20 protein-coding genes are annotated in these 18,093 nt (G+C 69.3%); 1 reads left to right on the forward strand and 19 read right to left on the reverse strand.

Annotated elements, in window-relative coordinates; genetic code table 11:
- The 19 genes from ACWEMY_RS15735 to ftsH form a co-directional block, all read right to left on the reverse strand.
- A partial coding sequence (locus ACWEMY_RS15735) for a Clp protease N-terminal domain-containing protein (protein ID WP_452390582.1) occupies positions 1–991 on the reverse strand: 991 nt, incomplete at its 3' end.
- 251 nt (positions 992–1,242) lie between these two features.
- Positions 1,243–2,184, reverse strand: a complete 942-nt coding sequence (locus tag ACWEMY_RS15740) for an esterase/lipase family protein (protein ID WP_452390583.1) — start codon at positions 2,182–2,184, stop codon at positions 1,243–1,245.
- A 64-nt stretch (positions 2,185–2,248) separates the two neighbouring features.
- Positions 2,249–2,803 (reverse strand): anthrone oxygenase family protein, encoded by a 555-nt coding sequence (locus ACWEMY_RS15745; protein WP_452390584.1) that lies wholly within the window; start codon positions 2,801–2,803, stop codon positions 2,249–2,251.
- Between the two features lie 125 nt (positions 2,804–2,928).
- Positions 2,929–3,552 carry an FHA domain-containing protein gene (locus ACWEMY_RS15750; protein WP_375933068.1) on the reverse strand — a complete coding sequence of 208 codons (624 nt, stop codon included), beginning with the start codon at positions 3,550–3,552 and terminating at the stop codon, positions 2,929–2,931.
- Positions 3,553–3,744: 192 nt separating this feature from the next.
- A complete protein-coding gene (locus ACWEMY_RS15755; protein WP_375933065.1) occupies positions 3,745–4,107 on the reverse strand; it encodes a histone-like nucleoid-structuring protein Lsr2 in 363 nt (120 codons plus the stop codon).
- A 115-nt stretch (positions 4,108–4,222) separates the two neighbouring features.
- Positions 4,223–5,689, reverse strand: coding sequence for a lysine--tRNA ligase (gene lysS / locus ACWEMY_RS15760; RefSeq protein WP_375935643.1), 1,467 nt, complete (start codon positions 5,687–5,689; stop codon positions 4,223–4,225).
- A 294-nt stretch (positions 5,690–5,983) separates the two neighbouring features.
- On the reverse strand, positions 5,984–6,415 hold the full coding sequence (locus ACWEMY_RS15765; protein WP_375933062.1) for a rhodanese-like domain-containing protein: 432 nt from the start codon (positions 6,413–6,415) through the stop codon (positions 5,984–5,986).
- Positions 6,415–7,011 carry a cysteine dioxygenase gene (locus tag ACWEMY_RS15770; protein WP_375933059.1) on the reverse strand — a complete coding sequence of 199 codons (597 nt, stop codon included), beginning with the start codon at positions 7,009–7,011 and terminating at the stop codon, positions 6,415–6,417. The genes ACWEMY_RS15765 and ACWEMY_RS15770 overlap by 1 nt, the downstream gene beginning before the upstream one ends.
- Before the next feature lie 159 nt (positions 7,012–7,170).
- Positions 7,171–7,953, reverse strand: a complete 783-nt coding sequence (locus ACWEMY_RS15775) for a type III pantothenate kinase (protein WP_452390585.1) — start codon at positions 7,951–7,953, stop codon at positions 7,171–7,173.
- 20 nt (positions 7,954–7,973) lie between these two features.
- On the reverse strand, positions 7,974–8,393 hold the full coding sequence (panD, locus tag ACWEMY_RS15780) for an aspartate 1-decarboxylase (protein ID WP_375933053.1): 420 nt from the start codon (positions 8,391–8,393) through the stop codon (positions 7,974–7,976).
- Positions 8,394–8,407: 14 nt separating this feature from the next.
- Positions 8,408–9,364 carry a pantoate--beta-alanine ligase gene (panC, locus tag ACWEMY_RS15785; RefSeq protein WP_452390586.1) on the reverse strand — a complete coding sequence of 319 codons (957 nt, stop codon included), beginning with the start codon at positions 9,362–9,364 and terminating at the stop codon, positions 8,408–8,410.
- Complete coding sequence (locus ACWEMY_RS15790) at positions 9,364–10,317, reverse strand: Rossmann-like and DUF2520 domain-containing protein (protein ID WP_452390587.1); 954 nt, start codon at positions 10,315–10,317, stop codon at positions 9,364–9,366. The genes panC and ACWEMY_RS15790 overlap by 1 nt, the downstream gene beginning before the upstream one ends.
- A 116-nt stretch (positions 10,318–10,433) precedes the next feature.
- Positions 10,434–11,468, reverse strand: a complete 1,035-nt coding sequence (locus tag ACWEMY_RS15795; RefSeq protein ID WP_452390588.1) for a DUF6779 domain-containing protein — start codon at positions 11,466–11,468, stop codon at positions 10,434–10,436.
- Between the two features lie 68 nt (positions 11,469–11,536).
- The gene (locus ACWEMY_RS15800; protein ID WP_375933042.1) at positions 11,537–12,010 is read right to left on the reverse strand and encodes a DUF3180 domain-containing protein; all 474 of its coding nucleotides are present in this window, start codon (positions 12,008–12,010) and stop codon (positions 11,537–11,539) included.
- Positions 12,004–12,543 (reverse strand): 2-amino-4-hydroxy-6-hydroxymethyldihydropteridine diphosphokinase, encoded by a 540-nt coding sequence (gene folK, locus ACWEMY_RS15805; protein WP_452390589.1) that lies wholly within the window; start codon positions 12,541–12,543, stop codon positions 12,004–12,006. Before folK ends, ACWEMY_RS15800 begins: the two co-directional genes overlap by 7 nt.
- Positions 12,540–12,962, reverse strand: a complete 423-nt coding sequence (gene folB, locus ACWEMY_RS15810) for a dihydroneopterin aldolase (protein ID WP_375933037.1) — start codon at positions 12,960–12,962, stop codon at positions 12,540–12,542. The genes folK and folB overlap by 4 nt, the downstream gene beginning before the upstream one ends.
- Positions 12,959–13,828 (reverse strand): dihydropteroate synthase, encoded by an 870-nt coding sequence (folP, locus tag ACWEMY_RS15815; RefSeq protein WP_452390590.1) that lies wholly within the window; start codon positions 13,826–13,828, stop codon positions 12,959–12,961. The genes folB and folP overlap by 4 nt, the downstream gene beginning before the upstream one ends.
- The gene (folE, locus tag ACWEMY_RS15820) at positions 13,825–14,523 is read right to left on the reverse strand and encodes a GTP cyclohydrolase I FolE (RefSeq protein WP_452390591.1); all 699 of its coding nucleotides are present in this window, start codon (positions 14,521–14,523) and stop codon (positions 13,825–13,827) included. The genes folP and folE overlap by 4 nt, the downstream gene beginning before the upstream one ends.
- A 28-nt stretch (positions 14,524–14,551) precedes the next feature.
- Positions 14,552–16,879 (reverse strand): ATP-dependent zinc metalloprotease FtsH, encoded by a 2,328-nt coding sequence (gene ftsH, locus ACWEMY_RS15825; RefSeq protein WP_375933028.1) that lies wholly within the window; start codon positions 16,877–16,879, stop codon positions 14,552–14,554.
- A 214-nt stretch (positions 16,880–17,093) separates the two neighbouring features.
- Here ftsH and ACWEMY_RS15830 point away from each other — a divergent pair, with 214 nt between their 5' ends.
- Complete coding sequence (locus tag ACWEMY_RS15830; RefSeq protein WP_452390592.1) at positions 17,094–18,092, forward strand: hypothetical protein; 999 nt, start codon at positions 17,094–17,096, stop codon at positions 18,090–18,092.
- The last annotated feature ends 1 nt before the right edge of the window (position 18,093 follow it).

The raw sequence follows: 18,093 nt of genomic DNA on the forward strand, positions 1-18,093 counted from the left end.
CGATGTACTTGCGGTACTCGTCGAGGGTGGTCGCGCCGATGGTCTGCAGCTCGCCACGGGCCAGCTTCGGCTTCAGGATCGAGGCCGCGTCGATGGCACCCTCGGCGGCACCCGCGCCGACGAGCGTGTGCAGCTCGTCGATGAACAGGATGATGTCGCCGCGGGTGTTGATCTCCTTGAGCACCTTCTTCAGGCGCTCTTCGAAGTCACCGCGGTAGCGGCTGCCCGCGACCAGGGAACCCAGGTCGAGGGTGTAGAGCTGCTTGTCCTTGAGGGTCTCGGGGACCTCGCCGTTGACGATGGCCTGCGCCAGGCCCTCGACGACCGCGGTCTTACCGACACCGGGCTCACCGATCAGCACCGGGTTGTTCTTGGTGCGGCGGCTCAGCACCTGCATGACGCGCTCGATTTCCTTCGAGCGGCCGATGACCGGGTCGAGCTTGCCCTCGAGGGCGGCCTGGGTGAGGTTGCGGCCGAACTGGTCGAGCACCAGCGAAGTGGACGGAGTGCCCGCCTCACCGCGCGAGCCGGAACCCTCGACGGGCTCCTTGCCCTGGTACCCGGACAGCAGCTGGATGACCTGCTGACGGACCCGGTTCAGGTCGGCGCCGAGCTTGACCAGCACCTGGGCCGCGACGCCCTCACCCTCGCGGATGAGACCGAGCAGGATGTGCTCGGTACCGATGTAGTTGTGGCCGAGCTGCAGCGCCTCGCGCAGGCTCAGCTCCAGCACCTTCTTCGCACGCGGGGTGAAGGGGATGTGACCGGAGGGAGCCTGCTGGCCCTGCCCGATGATCTCCTCGACCTGGCTGCGCACACCCTCCAGCGAAATGCCAAGGGACTCCAGCGACTTCGCCGCCACGCCCTCGCCCTCGTGGATCAACCCAAGCAGGATGTGCTCGGTGCCGATGTAGTTGTGGTTGAGCATCCGGGCCTCTTCTTGGGCCAGGACAACGACACGCCTCGCGCGGTCGGTGAACCTCTCGAACATCGCTCCCTCACTCTCCTGCTCCGACATTCTGGCAACTGACGCCGACCGACAACTGTCGCCGTCAGCCTGCCATGAAGCCCGGGGGTTGCGGCCCCCGCCATCCACTCTAGTTGGCAGGGCATTCCGCCGCCGCCGGTCCATCCTATTGATGACCGGCGGCAACATGGTCATTCACTCATAACGCGCACGTCGCGGCATTCGTTTCCCGTGGAGTTTTGCCTACAGCGAAATATGACGGCGCGGTGTCGGGCTCAGCCGGTGAACGGCGGCACGAACTCGCACGGGACCGGCGCCTGCCGGGCCGGGTCGAGGGCGTTGAGGACGAAACCCGCCGCTCGGGGGCTGCCCGCGATGGCCATGTGCTCCGACCAGTCCTGGGCGCAGCCGTCCTGGACCACGTGCGAGGTGGCGTTCGGGCCGGGAACCAGGCCGGAGGTGTGCGGGACGACCAGTTCGTCGAGCACGGTGACCACATTGGTGTAGGTGACCCGCGGATCGTAGACACCGTCGGCGTTGAGGGCGGTCATGAACGGCGAACCGGTGAGCATCTGCCCGCACGCCTGGCACAGCGAACCGGCCACGGCGTCGAAGGCCGGACCGGCGCCCAGCGCGCGGCTGAAGGCGGCGATGTCGCCCGCGCCCGCCGCGTTGGTGCCCAGCCAGGGCGGGGCGATGGCGGCGAACTTGTCGACGTGCGCGCCGCCGCCGAGGCGCTTGATGTAGTAGTTGCCCACGATGTTGCCCTGGGAATGGGCCACGAAGTCGACCTGCTCGGCGCCCGTGCTCGCGAGCACCCTGGCGACGAAGGCGGCGACCTCGGCCGCGCTCTGCTCGATCGGGCGCATCCCGCCGATCGCCGAGATCGGCCAAGGCAGCGGGTAGGCGCCGTAGGTGAGCGAGAAGACGCAGTAGCCCTCGTTGGCCAGCAGCGGCGCGTAGACGCCCCAGTTGGTCTGGGCGGCGCCGCCGGTGCCGTGCAGCAGGACCACCGGGTTCGGATGCTCGGCCGAGGGCACGCAACCGAAGTCGTTGGAGCCGGGCAGGGAGCCGCCCGGGTTGGTCAGCTCCGGGACGATGCCGCCGAAGAAGTTGTAGTCCACCGGGTAGTCGGCGGCGGCCTGGCCGGCGCCACCCACCCAGCCCAGCACCGCGGCAGCGGCGATGACCAGCAACGATCGTGTCCTGCGTCGCATCGGCGACCCCCATCACTAGAACGTGTTGCATCATCATGGAACACGTTCCAGTAATCTCGTGGCGCTACCGGCCGGTAACCAGCGCTTGTGTCTGGGACACCACCGGGGCCGCCTCGGACCGGCCCTGCTGCACACCCGCCGCGAACAGCGCGCCACACAGCACCAGGAAGGCCGCCGTGTGCAGCACCGCGCGCACGATGTTCCAGCGCACCCAGCTCGCCTCGAAGTCCGCGCGCACCGCGGCGAGGTCACCGATGGACGCCGGGTCGCCCGCCGCGGCCAGCGCGTCGTTGAGCGGGACGTTCAGCCCGGCGGTGACGGCGAAGGCGATCACGTTGAGCGCCAGGGCGATCCCGATCCAGATCAGGGTGGTGCGATGCTCGCGGCCGAGGCTCAGCGCGGCGGCCAGCGCGGTGAAGCCGACCGTGCCGAGGAACCCGAACATGAACCAGGGGTTGATGATCACCACATTGATCTTCTGCATGACATCGATCAGCGTCCGGGCGTCGGTGCGGGCCAGCGCGGGCATCACCGAGATGGCGTAGGCGTAGAAGACCCCCGCGATCAGCCCGGTGCTGAGCAGTGCGAAAACGATGGCGGACAACCGGATTGCGTACATGGTGGGCTCCTGACTACCGATCACGGAGCGGTGGTTCCCGGCTCCGGCGTTGGTATCAGTCAACCGTGGATCGGCCGTGGCCGACATCGTTCAGGCGCTCACCCACCTACGCGAGCGTCGCGGGCTCACAGATCGTGATCGGAGATCATTCCGCTCTGCATGGCCAGGGCGGCCAGGCGGGTGCGTTTCTGGTTCTGCGGCAGATTCTCCACCCCGAACTTCGCGAAAAGAGCGCGCAGGTGGGTCTTGATCGCGTCGATCGAGAGGAACAATTCCTCGGCGATCTGCTGGTTGGAGGCCGGGGTGGCGAAACCGGTGCCGTGCTTGTACGGGCGGCACAGGGCGACCAGGACCGCGCGCTGGGTATCGGTGAGCGAGCGCATCGTGGGAATGGCCGCGGCGGCGGCATGGGTGGCGTCGTCGACCACGCCGCCGAAATCGAAGAAATGCACCAGGGTGGTGCCGACGCGGATGCGGTCGCCGGGGCTCAGGCGGCGCCGGCCGATCAGCCGTTCACCGTTGACGAAGGTGCCGTTGCGCGAGAGGCCGTCGTCGATGATGGTCCAGTGGGTGCCCAGGTGCTCGATGGCGGCGTGCAGGCGTGAGACCTCGGCATCCCAGCCGAGCACGAGATCGGCCTGGACATTGCGACCGATGGTGAAGCGCTGCTGGGCCGGGACGAGCGGCAGTTCGTGCTGCCGACCCGTATTGTCGGTATACCGCAGGAACGAACTGGCTGCTTCGGTCACTGTGTCTCGATACCTTACCTACCTCGGAGTCCCCCTTCAGCCCACCCATTCTATCTCCCGGGTCCCCCGCACCGGATCACGCTGTCCACCAGGGTCTTCCGATACGCCTGAGGGGCCGATTCCGGGCAGTCGACCTGCGGTGGAATCGGCCCCTCGGGCGCGGAGACGGGTGGCGCGACGAGCGCCGGCCTGCTAGTTCTTGCCGACCTCTTTGTTGTAGGCCTCGGTGATGTCGGCGGAGATGCGGCCGCGGGCCGAGACCTTGTGGCCCTTGCGGCGGGCCCATTCGCGAATGGCGGCGCTCTGCTCGCGGTCCATGGAAACGCGGCTCTTGCCCTGCGGCGCGGGCGCACCGGCGGCCTTCACCCGGCGACGGCCACTCACGCGGCGGGCGTTGGCGACCCACTCGTCCAGGCCCTCACGCAGACGCGCCGCATTTGCCTCCGACAGATCGATCTCGTACGACACCCCATCGATAGCGAACTCGATGGTCTCGTCCGCGATGGACTCACCGTCGACATCGTCGATCAGGCTAACGGTGACCTTCTTTGCCATGAGATGAACGTCCTCTCGAAATCGTCAAGCCTGCCTCCAGGCCGAATACCCGAGGCAAGAATACCCCGAAATGCGAAATTTCCAACACGAGACCTTCGCCCCGCAAATTGACTGGTCAGCGACTAGTCGGACGCACAATCGGGAACAGGATCGTTTCCCGGATTCCCAAACCGGTGAGTGCCATCAACAAGCGATCGATTCCCATACCGGTTCCGGTGGTCGGCGGCATGCCGTGTTCCATCGCGGCGAGGAAGTCTTCGTCGAGCACCATCGCCTCGTCGTCGCCAGCCGCGGCGAGCCTCGCCTGGTCGACGAAGCGTTCCCGCTGGATCACGGGGTCGACCAACTCCGAATAGCCGGTGGCCAACTCGAAGCCGCGGACATACAGATCCCACTTCTCCGTAACACCGGACTCGGTGCGATGCTGACGCGTCAGCGGTGATGTCTCGACCGGGAAGTCACGGACGAAAGTCGGCGCGTAGAGCTTGTCACCATAGGCATGTTCCCACAGTTCTTCGACCAGTTTGCCGTGACCGTAGCCCTTGCCCGTCGGAATTTCCAGACCTACCCGATCGGCGAGCGCGAGCAATTCTTCGACAGTGGTTTCCGGAGTGACCTCCACACCGATCGACTCCGACAGCGAGGGATACATCTCGACCGTCGTCCACTCGCCACCGAGATCGTATTCCGTACCGTCCGCGAGGGTCACCAGCAGGGTCCCGAAAGCCTCCTGCGCGACTTCCTGGATCAATTCCCGGATCATCGTCGCGGAGGTGTCGTAGGTGCCGTACGCCTCGTAGGTTTCCAGCATCGCGAACTCGGGCGAATGCGTCGAGTCGGCGCCTTCGTTGCGGAAGTTCCGGTTGATCTCGAAGACCTTCTCCAGGCCGCCGACCACGCAGCGCTTGAGGAACAGTTCCGGCGCGATACGCAGGAAAAGGTCCATGTCCAGGGCATTGGAGTGGGTGACGAACGGGCGCGCGGCGGCGCCACCGTGGATGGTCTGCAGCATCGGGGTCTCGACCTCGAGGAAACCGCGGCGCTCGAGCGCGGCGCGCAACGCGCGGACCACGTTCACGCGGGTGCGGGCCATCTCCCTGGCCTCCGGGCGCACGATCAGGTCGACATAGCGCTGCCGGACCCGCGACTCCTCGTTCATCTCCTTGTGAGCCACCGGCAGCGGGCGCAGCGACTTGGCCGCCATCGACCAGGACTGCGCCATCACGCTCAATTCCCCGGTGCGCGAGGAGATGACCTCACCCTGCACGAAGACGAAGTCGCCGAGATCCACATCGGACTTCCAGGCAGCCAGCGACTCGGCCCCCACACCGTTGAGGCTGATCATCGCCTGCAGCTTGGTGCCGTCGCCCTCCTGCAGCGTGGCGAAGCACAGCTTGCCGGTATTGCGCACGAAAATGACCCGGCCCGCGACACCGACCTGCAGACCGGTCTGGGTGTCGGGCTCGAGATCGGGGTAGGCGGCCCGAATTTCGGCCAGGGTGTGCGTGCGCGGCACCACCACCGGATAGGCCTCACCCCCCTCGGCTAGCAGCCGTTCCCGCTTCTCCCGGCGAATCCGCATCTGCTCGGGGACATCACTGTCCACGGCGGAACTGACGGCGCGGCCGGTCTCGGCGGGGTTAGGGGTACTCACATCCGATAACAGTAGCCTGCGCCGAAAATGGATTTGCGCGCTCCCCGCACAAACTCCCCGGTCACCACGCATCGGCCCGCCCATTCCCCGGCCGGATGCAACCCACGTCACACAACCGAAACACAACACCGCGCGGACGGGGCCTGAAACAGCACGCGGACAACACAACTCACCCCGCCGTCCACGACGGTGCGCGGAGAGCGGGGTGATCGAACGAGAGGACTACAGCGAGGCCAGTGCGTCCAGTTCGCGGGCGAAGTGCGGGACGCCGATGCCGACGGTCAACATTCCGGCCGACTTCAATGCCTGGTAGCCGCCGATGAGATCGGTGGCGCGGTGCAGACCCAACTGCTGCAGCGAGGACGCGGCCAAACTCGAGGTGTAGCCCTCCGAGCAGAAGATGATCCATTCCACGTCGTGATCCACCGCCAGCGACAAGCGGGCCGAGGAGGTGGGGTCCAGGCGCCATTCCAGGACATTGCGTTCGATCACCAGCGCGCCCGGCAGCGCGCCTTCGCGGACCCGCTGGGCGGCGGGGCGGATGTCGACCAGAATCGCGCCCCTGGCCAATGCGGCGGGCACGTCGTAGACATAGAGCCGTTGTAGATCCGCGCGGGCGTTCTCGAGCATCTGATCAATCGTCAAACGACTCATCACAGGTCACCTTCGGGCTGGTCGGTGAGGACGGTTTTGGTGCGCCGCAGGGTGCCGTGCCCGGTCACCTCGTAATACGACATCGCCGACAGGGGCGGGGAATAGGCGTGCACGCTGAGCGTGGGGTCGAGCGGGCCGACGGATTCGGCCGCGGCGGGGGCGCGCACCACGTCGTGCACCCAGCCGATCGGGAAAGAAGCCTGATCGCCGGCGGCGAGGGTGCGCCTGCGCAGTTCCGAACCGTTCCAGCGGAATTCCGAGAGCGCGCCGCTGAGGACGGTGAGCGCGCCGAGCGAACCGGCGTGATCGTGCAGGTCGGTGGACTTACCAGGGGTCCAGCTGATCAGCCAGACGTCGACCTCGTCGTCGTGCAGCAGGCGGGTGGCCCAGCGCTGCTCGGTGGGCCAGATGCCGTCGGCGGGTAACAGGTGGTCGTAGCGGCCCGCCAGGACGTCTTCGGCGCCCTCGTCGGTCAGGCGCAGCAGGTCCGCGGGGCGCAGGCGGGTCGGCAGGGCCGAAGCGATCGCGCGGTCCAGCGGGGGCGTCGCGGAGTAGCTGTCGCGCGCAGAGGAAAGGGAAAGAACAGAGGAACGCATGAGCGCATCTCCAGAAGGTGTGGATCGGTCGAGGGGAAAACGTCAGCCTCGAACGGTCGAGGCAGGTCAGCCTCGACAACACTCCTGGGTGCTCACACGGAAATACACAAGCGTGAGTTTAGCAGGTCATGATCAGCGGAGTCGATCATGACCTGCGTCTCACTTCTTGTTGCGTTCGTAGACGTGCCGCAGGCCGGTCAGCGTCAGGTGCGGCTCGTGGGCGTCGATCGTCTCGGATTCCGGGATGATGAGCGGGGCGCCCGCGCCGGTGCCGACGACGGTGACATCGCTGCCCGCGAAGGCGTCGAATTCGTCGCGGATGCGGTCGATCAGGCCGTCGACCAGGCCCGCGAAACCGAACACCGCGCCCGACTGCATGCACTCCATGCTGTTCTTGCCCAGCACCGAGCGGGGGCGGGTGAGTTCCACCCGGCGCAGCGCGCTGCGCTCGACCAGGGCCTCGGTGGCGATCTCCACGCCCGGCGCGATCACCCCGCCGAGGAACTCGCCCTTGGCCGAGACCAGGTCCACGCAGATGGCGGTGCCGAAATCGACCACGATCGCCGGACCACCGAACCGGCGGTAGGCGGCCAGGCAGTTGACGATGCGGTCGGCGCCGACCTCCTTGGGGTTGTCCACCAGCAGCGGGATGCCGGTGCGCACACCGGGTTCCACCAGCACGTGTGGCACGTGCGCCCAGTAGCGGGCGAGCATGGTGCGCAGCTCGCGCAGCACCGGCGGCACGGTCGACAGCGCCGAGACGCCGATGACCTGGTCCAGCTCGTCCCCGACCAGGCCGCGCACCTGCATGGCGAACTCGTCGGCGGTGAGCAGCGGGTTGGTGTGGATGCGCCAGTGCCGCACCAGCTTCGCGTGGTCCCCGGAGCCGGAGATCAGGCCCAGTTCGATCCCGGTGTTGCGGACGTCGATCGTCAGCAGCATCTCGCGACCCCCGTCCGCGCTCAGGCGAACGAGAGCGAGCGCGGAGAGGTGAGCCCGGAGCCCTCGGGGGCGTGGGCCGGGTCGGAACCGAGTTCGACCGGGCGGTTGCGCTCGTCGACGAAGACCACCTTGGGGTCGTAGGCGCGCAGCTCGGCCTCGTCCATCTGGCCGTAGGCGATGAGGATGACCAGGTCGCCGGGGTGCACGAGATGGGCGGCGGCGCCGTTGATGCCGATCACGCCCGAACCGCGCTCACCGGCGATCACATAGGTCTCCAGGCGGGCGCCGTTGTCGATGTCGACGATGCAGACCTGTTCGCCCTCGAGCAGGTCGGCGGCGTCGAGCAGGTCCTGGTCGACGGTCACCGAGCCGACGTAGTGCAGGTCGGCGTGGGTCACCGTGGCGCGGTGGATCTTGGACTTCATCATGGTGCGCAACATCGTCGTCGCCTTTCTCAGAGCGCCTGCGCGGCAGGCAGGGAGTTCGCGTCGGGGTGTCCGTCGATCTGGGCGCCGAGGACGATCGGGGCGTTGTCGATCAGACGGGTGTCGCCGACCTTGGCCGCGACGAGGAGGCGGGCATTGCCCGCGGTGGGCGCTGGGCCGAGATTGGCGTCGCGCAGTTCGAGGTAGTCCAGGTCGAGGCCGTCGACCGCGTCGAGCACGCCGCGCGCGGCGGCCAGCACGGCCTCGCCACCCAGACCCGCGGCGTGCCTGCCCGCGGCCAGGGCGGCCGACAGAGCCAGCGCGGTGTCGCGCTGTTCGGCGCTGAGGTAGCGGTTGCGTGAGGACAGCGCCAGGCCGTCGGCCTCGCGGACCGTCGGGTAGGCGACGATCTTGGCCTCGAGGTTCAGGTCGCGCACCATCTGGCGGATGAGCGTGAGCTGCTGGTAGTCCTTCTCGCCGAAGTACGCCTCCGAGGCGTGGGCGATGTTGAGCAGCTTGGCGACCACGGTGAGCATGCCCGCGAAGTGCGTCGGCCTGCTGCCGCCCTCGAGCTCGGCGCCCAGCGGGCCCGGCTGCACGGTGGTGCGGGGACCGTCGGGGTACATGTCATGGGCCGAGGGGGCGAACACCAGGTCGACGCCCTCGTTGCGCAGCAGCTCCAGATCGGAGTCCAGCGTGCGGGGGTAGGCGTCGAGGTCCTCGCCCGCGCCGAACTGCAGCGGGTTGACGAAGATCGACACGATCACCACCTGGTTGGCCAGCCTGGCCTGGCGCACCAGCTGCAGGTGACCCTCGTGCAGGGCGCCCATGGTCGGCACGAAACCGATGGTGCGGCCCGCCCCACGCAGCGCCTTGGTCACGGTGGCGACGACCTCGGGGCTGTGGTGCACGGTCAGCGCGCCGGGCTTGTACGCGCCGGTGGCCCGGGCCCCGCCCTGGTGGTGATGCACTTCTCGGGGTTCCATCAGTGGCCTTTCTCGGCAAGCAGGTCCAGCAGGGCAGGATTGGTCTCGGCGAGCTCGGCGGTGCGCAGTGACAGGGCCCGGTAGGCCTCCGCCAGGCGCGGGTCCACCGACTCGAAGGCACGCAGATGCGCGGCCACCGCGTCGACATCGCCGCGCGCGACCGGACCGGTCAGCGCGGCGGGGCCCCGGCGCAGCGCGTTGTCCAGCGCGGCCGAGACGAGCGGGGCGAGCAGCCGTTCGGACAGGCCGCCGGGCTGATCGTCGACCACCGGCTGACCCAGCAGTCCCGGGCCCGCCAGCGCCTCGCGCAGCGCGGCGACGGCGTCGACGATGACCGTCACCAGGTGATTGGCGCCGTGCGCGAGGGCCGCGTGATACAGCGTGCGCTGCTCCTCGGCGACGCGCACCGGCTCGCCTCCCATCTCGATCACCAGCGCCTGGGCGATGGCGTAGCCGATCTCGTCGGCGGCGGTGACACCGAAGCAGGCGTTGGCCAGGCGGTCGATGTCCTCGTCGTGGCCGGTGAAGGTCATCGCGGGATGGATGGCCAGGCCGAGGGCGCCCTGGTCGGTGAGCGGCTGCAGCACGGCGATGCCGTTGGCGCCGGAGGTGTGCGCCACGATGGTGCCCGGCCGTACCACACCGGCACCCGCCAGGCCGCGGACCAGCCCGGCCAGTTCGGCGTCGGGGACCGCGAGCAGCAGCAACTCGCTGCGGCGGGCGATCTCCTCCACCGGCAGCACGGGTGATTCGGGCAGCCGCGTGCGCGCCCGGTGCACGGAGGCATCGGAGATCGCGGCGACACCGAAGACCACATGGCCGGCTCGCTCGAGCGCGACACCCAGGGCCGAACCCACGCGTCCCGCCGAGACGATTCCCACCGTCAGCCGTGCGGGCGCAGGGTCGAGACCCACGTTCGCGCCATCGGAATTGACACTTCTCGAGGTCAACATTGTCCTCTCGATCGCGTTCCAGTCCCGCGGGGCGGGTACCGGACGTTACGCATCGAGAATAGAGGGCGGCCGGTCTCTACCGCCACGGGCCGTCCCCGTGATCTATCTCTCGGGGTTCAGGAGCGGGAGGACTCGGATTCGAGGTTGGCCATGATGTCGGCGACCGACAGGCGCGTGGAGCCCTCGGATTCGGCGCGGCGGCGACGACGGGAGCTGGTACCGACGGTCGGGGAGGCGGGCTGGGCGCCGATGGGCTGCTCGGCCTGGGATGCCGGGGGTTCGGGCTCGGAGTCCGATGCGGTCGGCGCCGGGGTGTCGTCGAGGCCGTCGGTGTTGATCTGCCGGGTGTGCGGGGCCGACAGGCGCGGCGGGGGTGTCTTGCCCGGAGCCGACTCTGGCGCGACGAACGCCGAATCGGTCGCGGGGGCGGGCGCGACGAAGGGCGATTCGGTGGCGGCGGACTGCTGGGCCTCGGCGTAGTCCTCCAGCGAGACGGCCGAGGTCTCGGCGGTGACCGGATCGTCGTACGGGTCGGCGAAATTGGCCGCCACAGGCTGCATGAAGACCGGCTTCAGTGCGCTGGGCGGTTGCTGCCACGGGCCGAACCAGGCGGCGTTGGCATCCACCGGGCTATCCTCGAAATCCGGCTCGATGTCGTCGAAGGCGTCGAAACTGCCCGCGGGCAGGGCATCGATGCGCACGGCGTCGGCTTGCAGGGCGACCTGCTCGGCGGGCAGGGCGCCGTCGAAGAGAACCTGCAGGTTCTGGCGCAGCAGCGTGAGCTCGGCGCGCAGCGCGGCGATCTCGGTGGCGTCGGCGCCCACCTCGGCGCGCACCCGCTGCTCGACCCCCATCTCGTACTCGCGGCGCGCGTTGATCTCGCGTTCGAGCTGCAACTCGTAGACGGTCTGCAGATCACGCGCCTTGGCCTTGTCGACGGCCGCGTCCTTGCGGTAGCGGGTGGCCGCGAGCGCGCCGATCACCGCCGCCCACAGGGCCGCTACCAGGCCGATCCGGATGTATTGCACGTTCTCGCTGAAGATCAGGAAAACGCTGGCGGTCAGGCCGAGCAGGATGAGGGCGCCGATGAAGAGCTTTCCCGCGTCGTCCCGCCGTCGACGGGGCGTGGTGCTACGGGAGGGTGAAACCATGGTGGCCAGGGTAGCCGGGAATCGCTGGTCGGCGCACCGTTGTGGCCGGTGGTTCCGTTCGGAAATTGCTAGGTGGTAGCCGGTTCGTCCGGTGGATCCTCCGGTGCGCGGCAGCAGTACTCCAGCCAGAATGCCGCAGCAACCAGGGCAGAACCGGCCACCAGGCCGACGAAGGCACCGGGGATGTCGGCCGCGGCGGCGGTCACCGTGTCGCGCTGTGGGAATACCCACAGCAGGAAACCGAGCCACACACCCGCCGCCAGCGAACCCACCTGCAGCGATGCCTTCGCCAGCGCGGCCAGGCGCGCCACATTGATCGGGTGCAGTTCGCCGGGGCCGTCGCCCACCTTCTCCTCGGCGATCTTGCCCTTGATGACGAACCCCAGCGCGGCCTCGATCGCGGCGACCGGCAGCAGCGAGGCGCCCGCCGCCACCGAGATCGGCGGGAAGGCCGAGTAGGCGACCCTGGTGCCGATCCAGGCCACCGCGGCGGCCAGCACCACGTTCAGCGCGAGGTCGAGCAGCCGGGTGGGTTTCAGCACGGGTGGATGCTCTCGTCGGTCAGCGTGAGCTCGGTGCGATGCACCCCGGCCCGCTCGGCCGGATCGAGCGCGGCGAGCAGCTCGGCGATCGGTGTCTCGGTGCCCGCCACCGGCAGCGTGGCGCCGGGCTGCGCGGCCAGCCACGGGACGAGCACGAAGGCGCGGTGCCGCGCCTGCGGGTGCGGCAGGATCAGCGCGGGATCGGTGTCGCGCACGATCGGGGCGCCGGTGGCATCGGCGCAGGTGATCACGTCGACATCGAGCGTGCGCGCGCCCCAGCGCACCTCGCGTACGCGGCCCGCGGCCTGTTCGAGGTCCTGGCCGAAGCGCAGCCAGGCGTAGTCGTCGAAGGCCGGGTCCTCGGCCACGAGTACCGCGTTGAGGTAGTCGTCCTGGTCGACCCCGCCCCACGGCGCGGTGCGGTACACCGGCGAGACCGCGACGAGCCGCTCCCCCAGCGCGTCGGTCACGCTGCGCAGACGCGCGAGGCGATCGCCCAGATTCGCGCCGATCGACAGCACCGCGCGAGTCATCGGCGCTGGTCCGGGGCGTGGGTGCGGTAGCGGGTGGCGACCACGCGGACATCGGCGAAGGTGTGCGGGATGGGCGCGGAGGGCTTGTGCACGACGGCCTCCACGGCCTCGATGCGCGGGTCGGTCATCACGTCGTCGGCGATCTCGGAGACCACCGTCTCGATCAGATCGCGCGGTTCCCCGGCGACGATGCGGACCGCGCGTTCGGCCAGGGCGCCGTAGTCGACGGTGTCGGCCAGGTCGTCGGAGGCGGCGGCGGAGGCGAAATCGACCCACACGGTCAGGTCGACGACGAACTCCTGCCCGTCGCGGCGCTCGAAATCGAACACGCCGTGCCTGCCGAACACCCGCAGTCCGCGCAGTTCGATGCGCGAGGTCGCGGCGCGACCGGCGGGCGGGGGCAGCAGCGGTGAGTTCATCGGGTGGCTCCTCGGGCTGCGGTGGCGCGACGCCACGTGTCGACGACGGCGATGGCGTCCAGTGAGGCGCGCACGTCGTGCACGCGCACGCCCCACGCGCCCTGGGTGGCGGCGATGGCCGAGACCGCGGCGGTGGCGGTCTCGCGGCCCGCGGGCGGGCGCGGCCCGGACGCGTCGGCCAGCAGGGCGCCGAGGAAGCGTTTGCGGGAGGCGCCGATCAGGATCGGCAGGCCGTCGGCGACGAATTCCGGCAGCGCGGCCAGCAGTTCCCAGTTGTGCTCGGCGTTCTTGGCGAAGCCGAGGCCGGGATCGAGGATCAGCTTGTCGGCGGCCACGCCCGCGGCCACGGCCAGCTCGACCTGGGCGGCCAGTTCGGCGCGCACCTCGGCGACCACGTCGTCGTAGTGGTCGGCGGGGCCGGTGTGCCGGTAGTCGGCGCCCGCGCGCCAGTGCATGAGGATCCACGGCACCCCGGCGGTGGCGACGACCTTCACCATGTCCGGGTCGGCCCGCCCGCCGGAGACGTCGTTGATCACCGCCACGCCCGCCTCCAGGGCGGCCTCGGCGACCTCGGCGCGCATGGTGTCGACGCTGGTCGGCACGCCGGCGGCGACCAGCCCGCTGATCACCGGCGCGACCCGGGCCGCCTCGGTGGCCGGATCTACCCGATCGGCGCCGGGCCGGGTGGACTCACCACCCACATCGACGATGTCGGCGCCCGCCTCGTACAGCTCGATACCGTGCGCGATCGCCAGGTCCGGGTCCAGATACCGGCCGCCGTCGGAGAAGGAATCCCCGGTCACGTTGACCACGCCCATGACCACACAGGAGCGGCCACCGCGCGCGAGCACGCCGGAATCGCTCATTTGCGCAGGATCAGGTCCAGCGCCTCGGCACGCGAGGCGGCATTGGTCTGCAACAGGCCGCGCACCGCCGAGGTGGTGGTGCTCGCGCCGGGCTTGCGGATACCGCGCATCGCCATGCACAGATGCTCGGCCTCGACCACCACGATCGCCCCGCGCGGCTCCAGCTTGCGCATCACCGCGTCGGCGATCTGGCTGGTCAGGCGCTCCTGCACCTGCGGGCGCTTGGCGTAGAGGTCGACGACGCGGGCCAGCTTGGACAGGCCGGTGACCCGGCCGTGCGTGCCTGGGATGTACCCCACGTGCGCGACACCGTGGAAGGACACCAGGTGGTGCTCACAGGTCGAGTACATCGGGATGTCACGCACCAGCACCAGTTCCTGGTGACCTTCGTCGAAGGTGGTGGAGAGCACCTCGTCGGGCTCGGTGTAGAGCCCGGCGAACATCTCCCGGTAGGCGCGGGCCACCCGCGCCGGGGTGTCGAGCAGGCCGGGACGGTCGGGGTTCTCGCCGACGGCGAACAGCAGTTCCCGCACCGCCGCCTCGGCTCGTTCCTGGTCGAACGCACGGCCGGTCGCCAGTGCCGTCAGCTGCGACGGGCTCGTCGCGCCGAGCTCGCCAGCGGAATCGGCGCTCGACCCGTTACTAGACAACTTCTCCGCACCTCCACATGTCGACGCCGCCACTTCGTCCGGCATCCGACGATCGAGCGTAGTTGGCCACCGGTCAGCGGCGGCCGTTCGGCCCTTCCCAGTCGTTGTTCTCCGGCTCGGTACCGGGCGCGGGCTGCTCGCCCCAGCCGGCCTGGTGGCGGGGCTGCTCGGGCGGGGCCCAGGCACTGCCCTGGTTCTGCGGCGGGGCCTGCGGCTGCGGGGGTTGCTGCTGCTGGGGCTCCTCACGCGGCGGCCAGCCCGGCGCCGACCAACCGGCCGGGGCGCCGTAGTCGGGTCGCGAACCGTGCGTGCCGGACTGGCGCGGGAACGCCTGGGTCGGCGCGCTGGGCAGCGGGTAGCCCGACGCGGGCGGTGCGGGCTGGTACTGCGGCGGCGCCGGATGACCGTTGGCCGGTTCGAGCGGCGCACCGGCGGGCACCGGCGCGGGCTGCACCGGCGGCCACGGCTCGCCGCGCTCGGCGGCCAGCTCGCCCGGGGTCTTCACCGGCGGCTTGTCCGAGGGCAGCCGGTCACCGAAGTCGTTGAACGCGGTGATCCGCGGCCGCTTCACGACACCGGCCAGGATGGTCTCCAGGTCCTTGCGGTGCAGGGTCTCGCGCTCGAGCAGGGCCGTGGCCAGGGCGTCGAGCTGCTCGCGGTACTCGCTCAGGATCGACCAGGCCTCGGTGTGCGCGGCCTCGATGAGGTTGCGCACCTCCTCGTCGATCTCGCGGGCCACCTCGTGCGAGTAGTCGGCCTGGGTGCCCATCGAGCGGCCGAGGAACGGGTCGCCCTGCTCCTGGCCGTAGCGCACCGCGCCAAGACGCGCGCTCATGCCGTACTCGGTGACCATGCCGCGGGCGATCTTGGTGGCCTGGTCGATATCGGAGGACGCGCCGGTGGTCGGCTCGTGGAACACCAGTTCCTCGGCCGCGCGGCCACCCATGGCGAACACCAGCCGGGAGATCATCTCCGAGCGGGTCATCAGGCCCTTGTCGTCCTCGGGCACGGTCATGGCGTGACCGCCGGTGCGGCCGCGGGCCAGGATGGTGACCTTGTAGACGGGCTCGATATCGGGCATCGCCCAGGCCGCCAGGGTGTGGCCGCCCTCGTGGTAGGCGGTGATCTTCTTCTCGTGCTCGCTGATGATGCGGCTCTTGCGGCGCGGGCCGCCGATGACGCGGTCGACCGACTCCTCCAGCGATTCGCCGGTGATCAGCTGACCGTTCTCGCGCGCGGTGAGCAGCGCGGCCTCGTTGATCACATTGGCCAGATCGGCGCCGGACATGCCGACGGTCCGCTTGGCCAGACCCTCGAGATCGGCGTCGGGCGAGATCGGCTTGCCCTGCGAGTGCACCCGCAGGATGGCGCGGCGACCGGCCAGGTCGGGGTTGCCGACCGGGATCTGCCGGTCGAACCGGCCGGGCCGCAGCAGCGCCGGGTCCAGGATGTCGGGCCGGTTGGTGGCCGCGATCAGGATGATGTTGGTGCGGTCGCCGAAGCCGTCCATCTCGACGAGCAGCTGGTTGAGCGTCTGCTCGCGCTCGTCGTGACCGCCGCCGAGACCGGCGCCACGCTGGCGGCCGACGGCGTCGATCTCGTCGACGAAGATGATGCAGGGACTGTTCTGCTTGGCCTGCTCGAACAGGTCGCGCACGCGCGAGGCGCCGACACCGACGAACATCTCGACGAAGTCCGAACCGGAGATGGTGAAGAACGGCACCCCGGCCTCACCGGCGACCGCGCGGGCCAGCAGCGTCTTACCGGTGCCGGGCGGGCCGTAGAGCAGCACGCCCTTGGGGATCTTGGCGCCGAGGGCCTGGTAGCGCGAGGGGTTCTGGAGGAAGTCCTTGATCTCGTAGAGCTCCTCGACCGCCTCGTCGGCACCGGCCACATCGGCGAAGGTGGTCTTGGGCATGTCCTTGGACAGCATCTTGGCCTTGGACTTGCCGAAGCCCATCATCCCGCCGCGACCGCCGCCCTGCATGCGCGACATCACGAACAGGAACAGGCCGACCAGCAGCACCATCGGGACGATGAACAGCAGCAGCTGCGACAGCCAGCTCTCCTGCTTGACGACCGTGTCGTACTCGGCGCCGGAGGCCTTCACCGCGTCGAAGATCTGCGCGGAGGTCTCCCCGCCGCCCGGGTACTTGGCGACGATCTTGGTGTTGTTGTTCGTCGCCTCGTTGCCGTTGTTCAGCTCGATGCGGAGCTGCTGCTCCTTGTCATCGATCTGGACGTTCTTGACGTTGGCTTTGTCGTTCAGCTGGCTGAGCGCCACGGAAGTGTCGACACTCTCCCAGCCGCGCGTGTCATCGCTGAGAAAGCTGAACAGCCAGATCATGAGCAGGATGCCCGAGATGATCGCCAAAGTGCGAAACACTGTCTTGCGGTTCATAGAGCGTCGGCCGGACGGCCCAGTCCTTTCCGGTTATTTCTCCGGGTGTGCCTAGCGAAGCGTCGAGATCGGCGGGTTTCGGATGCGGACATGCCACGTTACCGCGTACGGTCTAGTTCGATACATCGCGCAGTTCGGCTGCTGGTGCAGTTGCACTGGTCAACGCCCGGAGAACGCCAGAGGTTCCCGAACGCTCCGGGGCTGGTTGTGGCAAGTGGCCACAATCATGTCATGCCCGTCCTATCGTGGGCGACGACACAACTACAGCGCAGGGGGTACGGACATCGTCGAGCTACGAACACCCACAGCGATTCTGCGCCACGGCCGAGGGCGGCTCACCGTCCTGCGACCGGGTACCGACGGCGAACGGGTTCTCGACGTTCCCATCGCCGACCTGCTCAAAGTGCGGCTCAACCGCCGTGCCGACGACGCGGTGGTCATCGAGATCTACCTGCGTTATCCCACCCCGGTCCTCACCGGCGTGCCCGCCGACCGCACCCCGCTGCCGGTCCTGATCGCCGAGCACGACGTGCCCGCCGCGCTGGGCATCGTCGACCGGATCAACGACCAGATCATGGCCACCCAGCGCATCGACGTGGCCGCCCCCGACCTCACCCCGCCCGCGCCCGAGTGGGGCAAGTCCGGCCCGACCCGCGCCGATGTGGAGCGGGCGGTGCGCCGGATGGCCCCGCGCAAGGAGGCCCGTTCGGCGGTCACCGCGCTCAACCGGTACGTCACCCCGGACGAATACGTGCTGGAGACGGCCATCGCGGCGGCGGCCCCGCCCGCGGGTTCGGGCACCGGTCTGCTCGCGGCGACCACCACCCGGCTGTTGTTCATCTCGGTGGGCGGCGGCGAGCGCTATGCCAACGAACTGCCGGTGCCCGCGATCCTCGGTGCCCGCACGGTCGAGGGCGCGCGCACCGCGCCCGGTGAGATCGACACCAGGCACGGCGGGTCGGGCATGGATGTCAACGACGGCAACCGCACGCTGCACTTCGCCGGAGTCGACCGGGCCGACACCGAGCGCGTCACCTGCGCGGTGAACTTCGCCGTGCGCAGGCAGGCCGCCGACGGTGCCGCGGGGCCCGCCGATCCGGGCGTGTCGCAGCTCTACGCCGAGTGGGAACTGCTGGTGGAACGGCACTCGCTCGGCATGGTCGACGACACCCAGTTCCAGCGCTACGGCCGCGGCATCCTGCGCAGCCTGTAGG

This window comes from Nocardia sp. NPDC004415 (assembly GCF_053602435.1).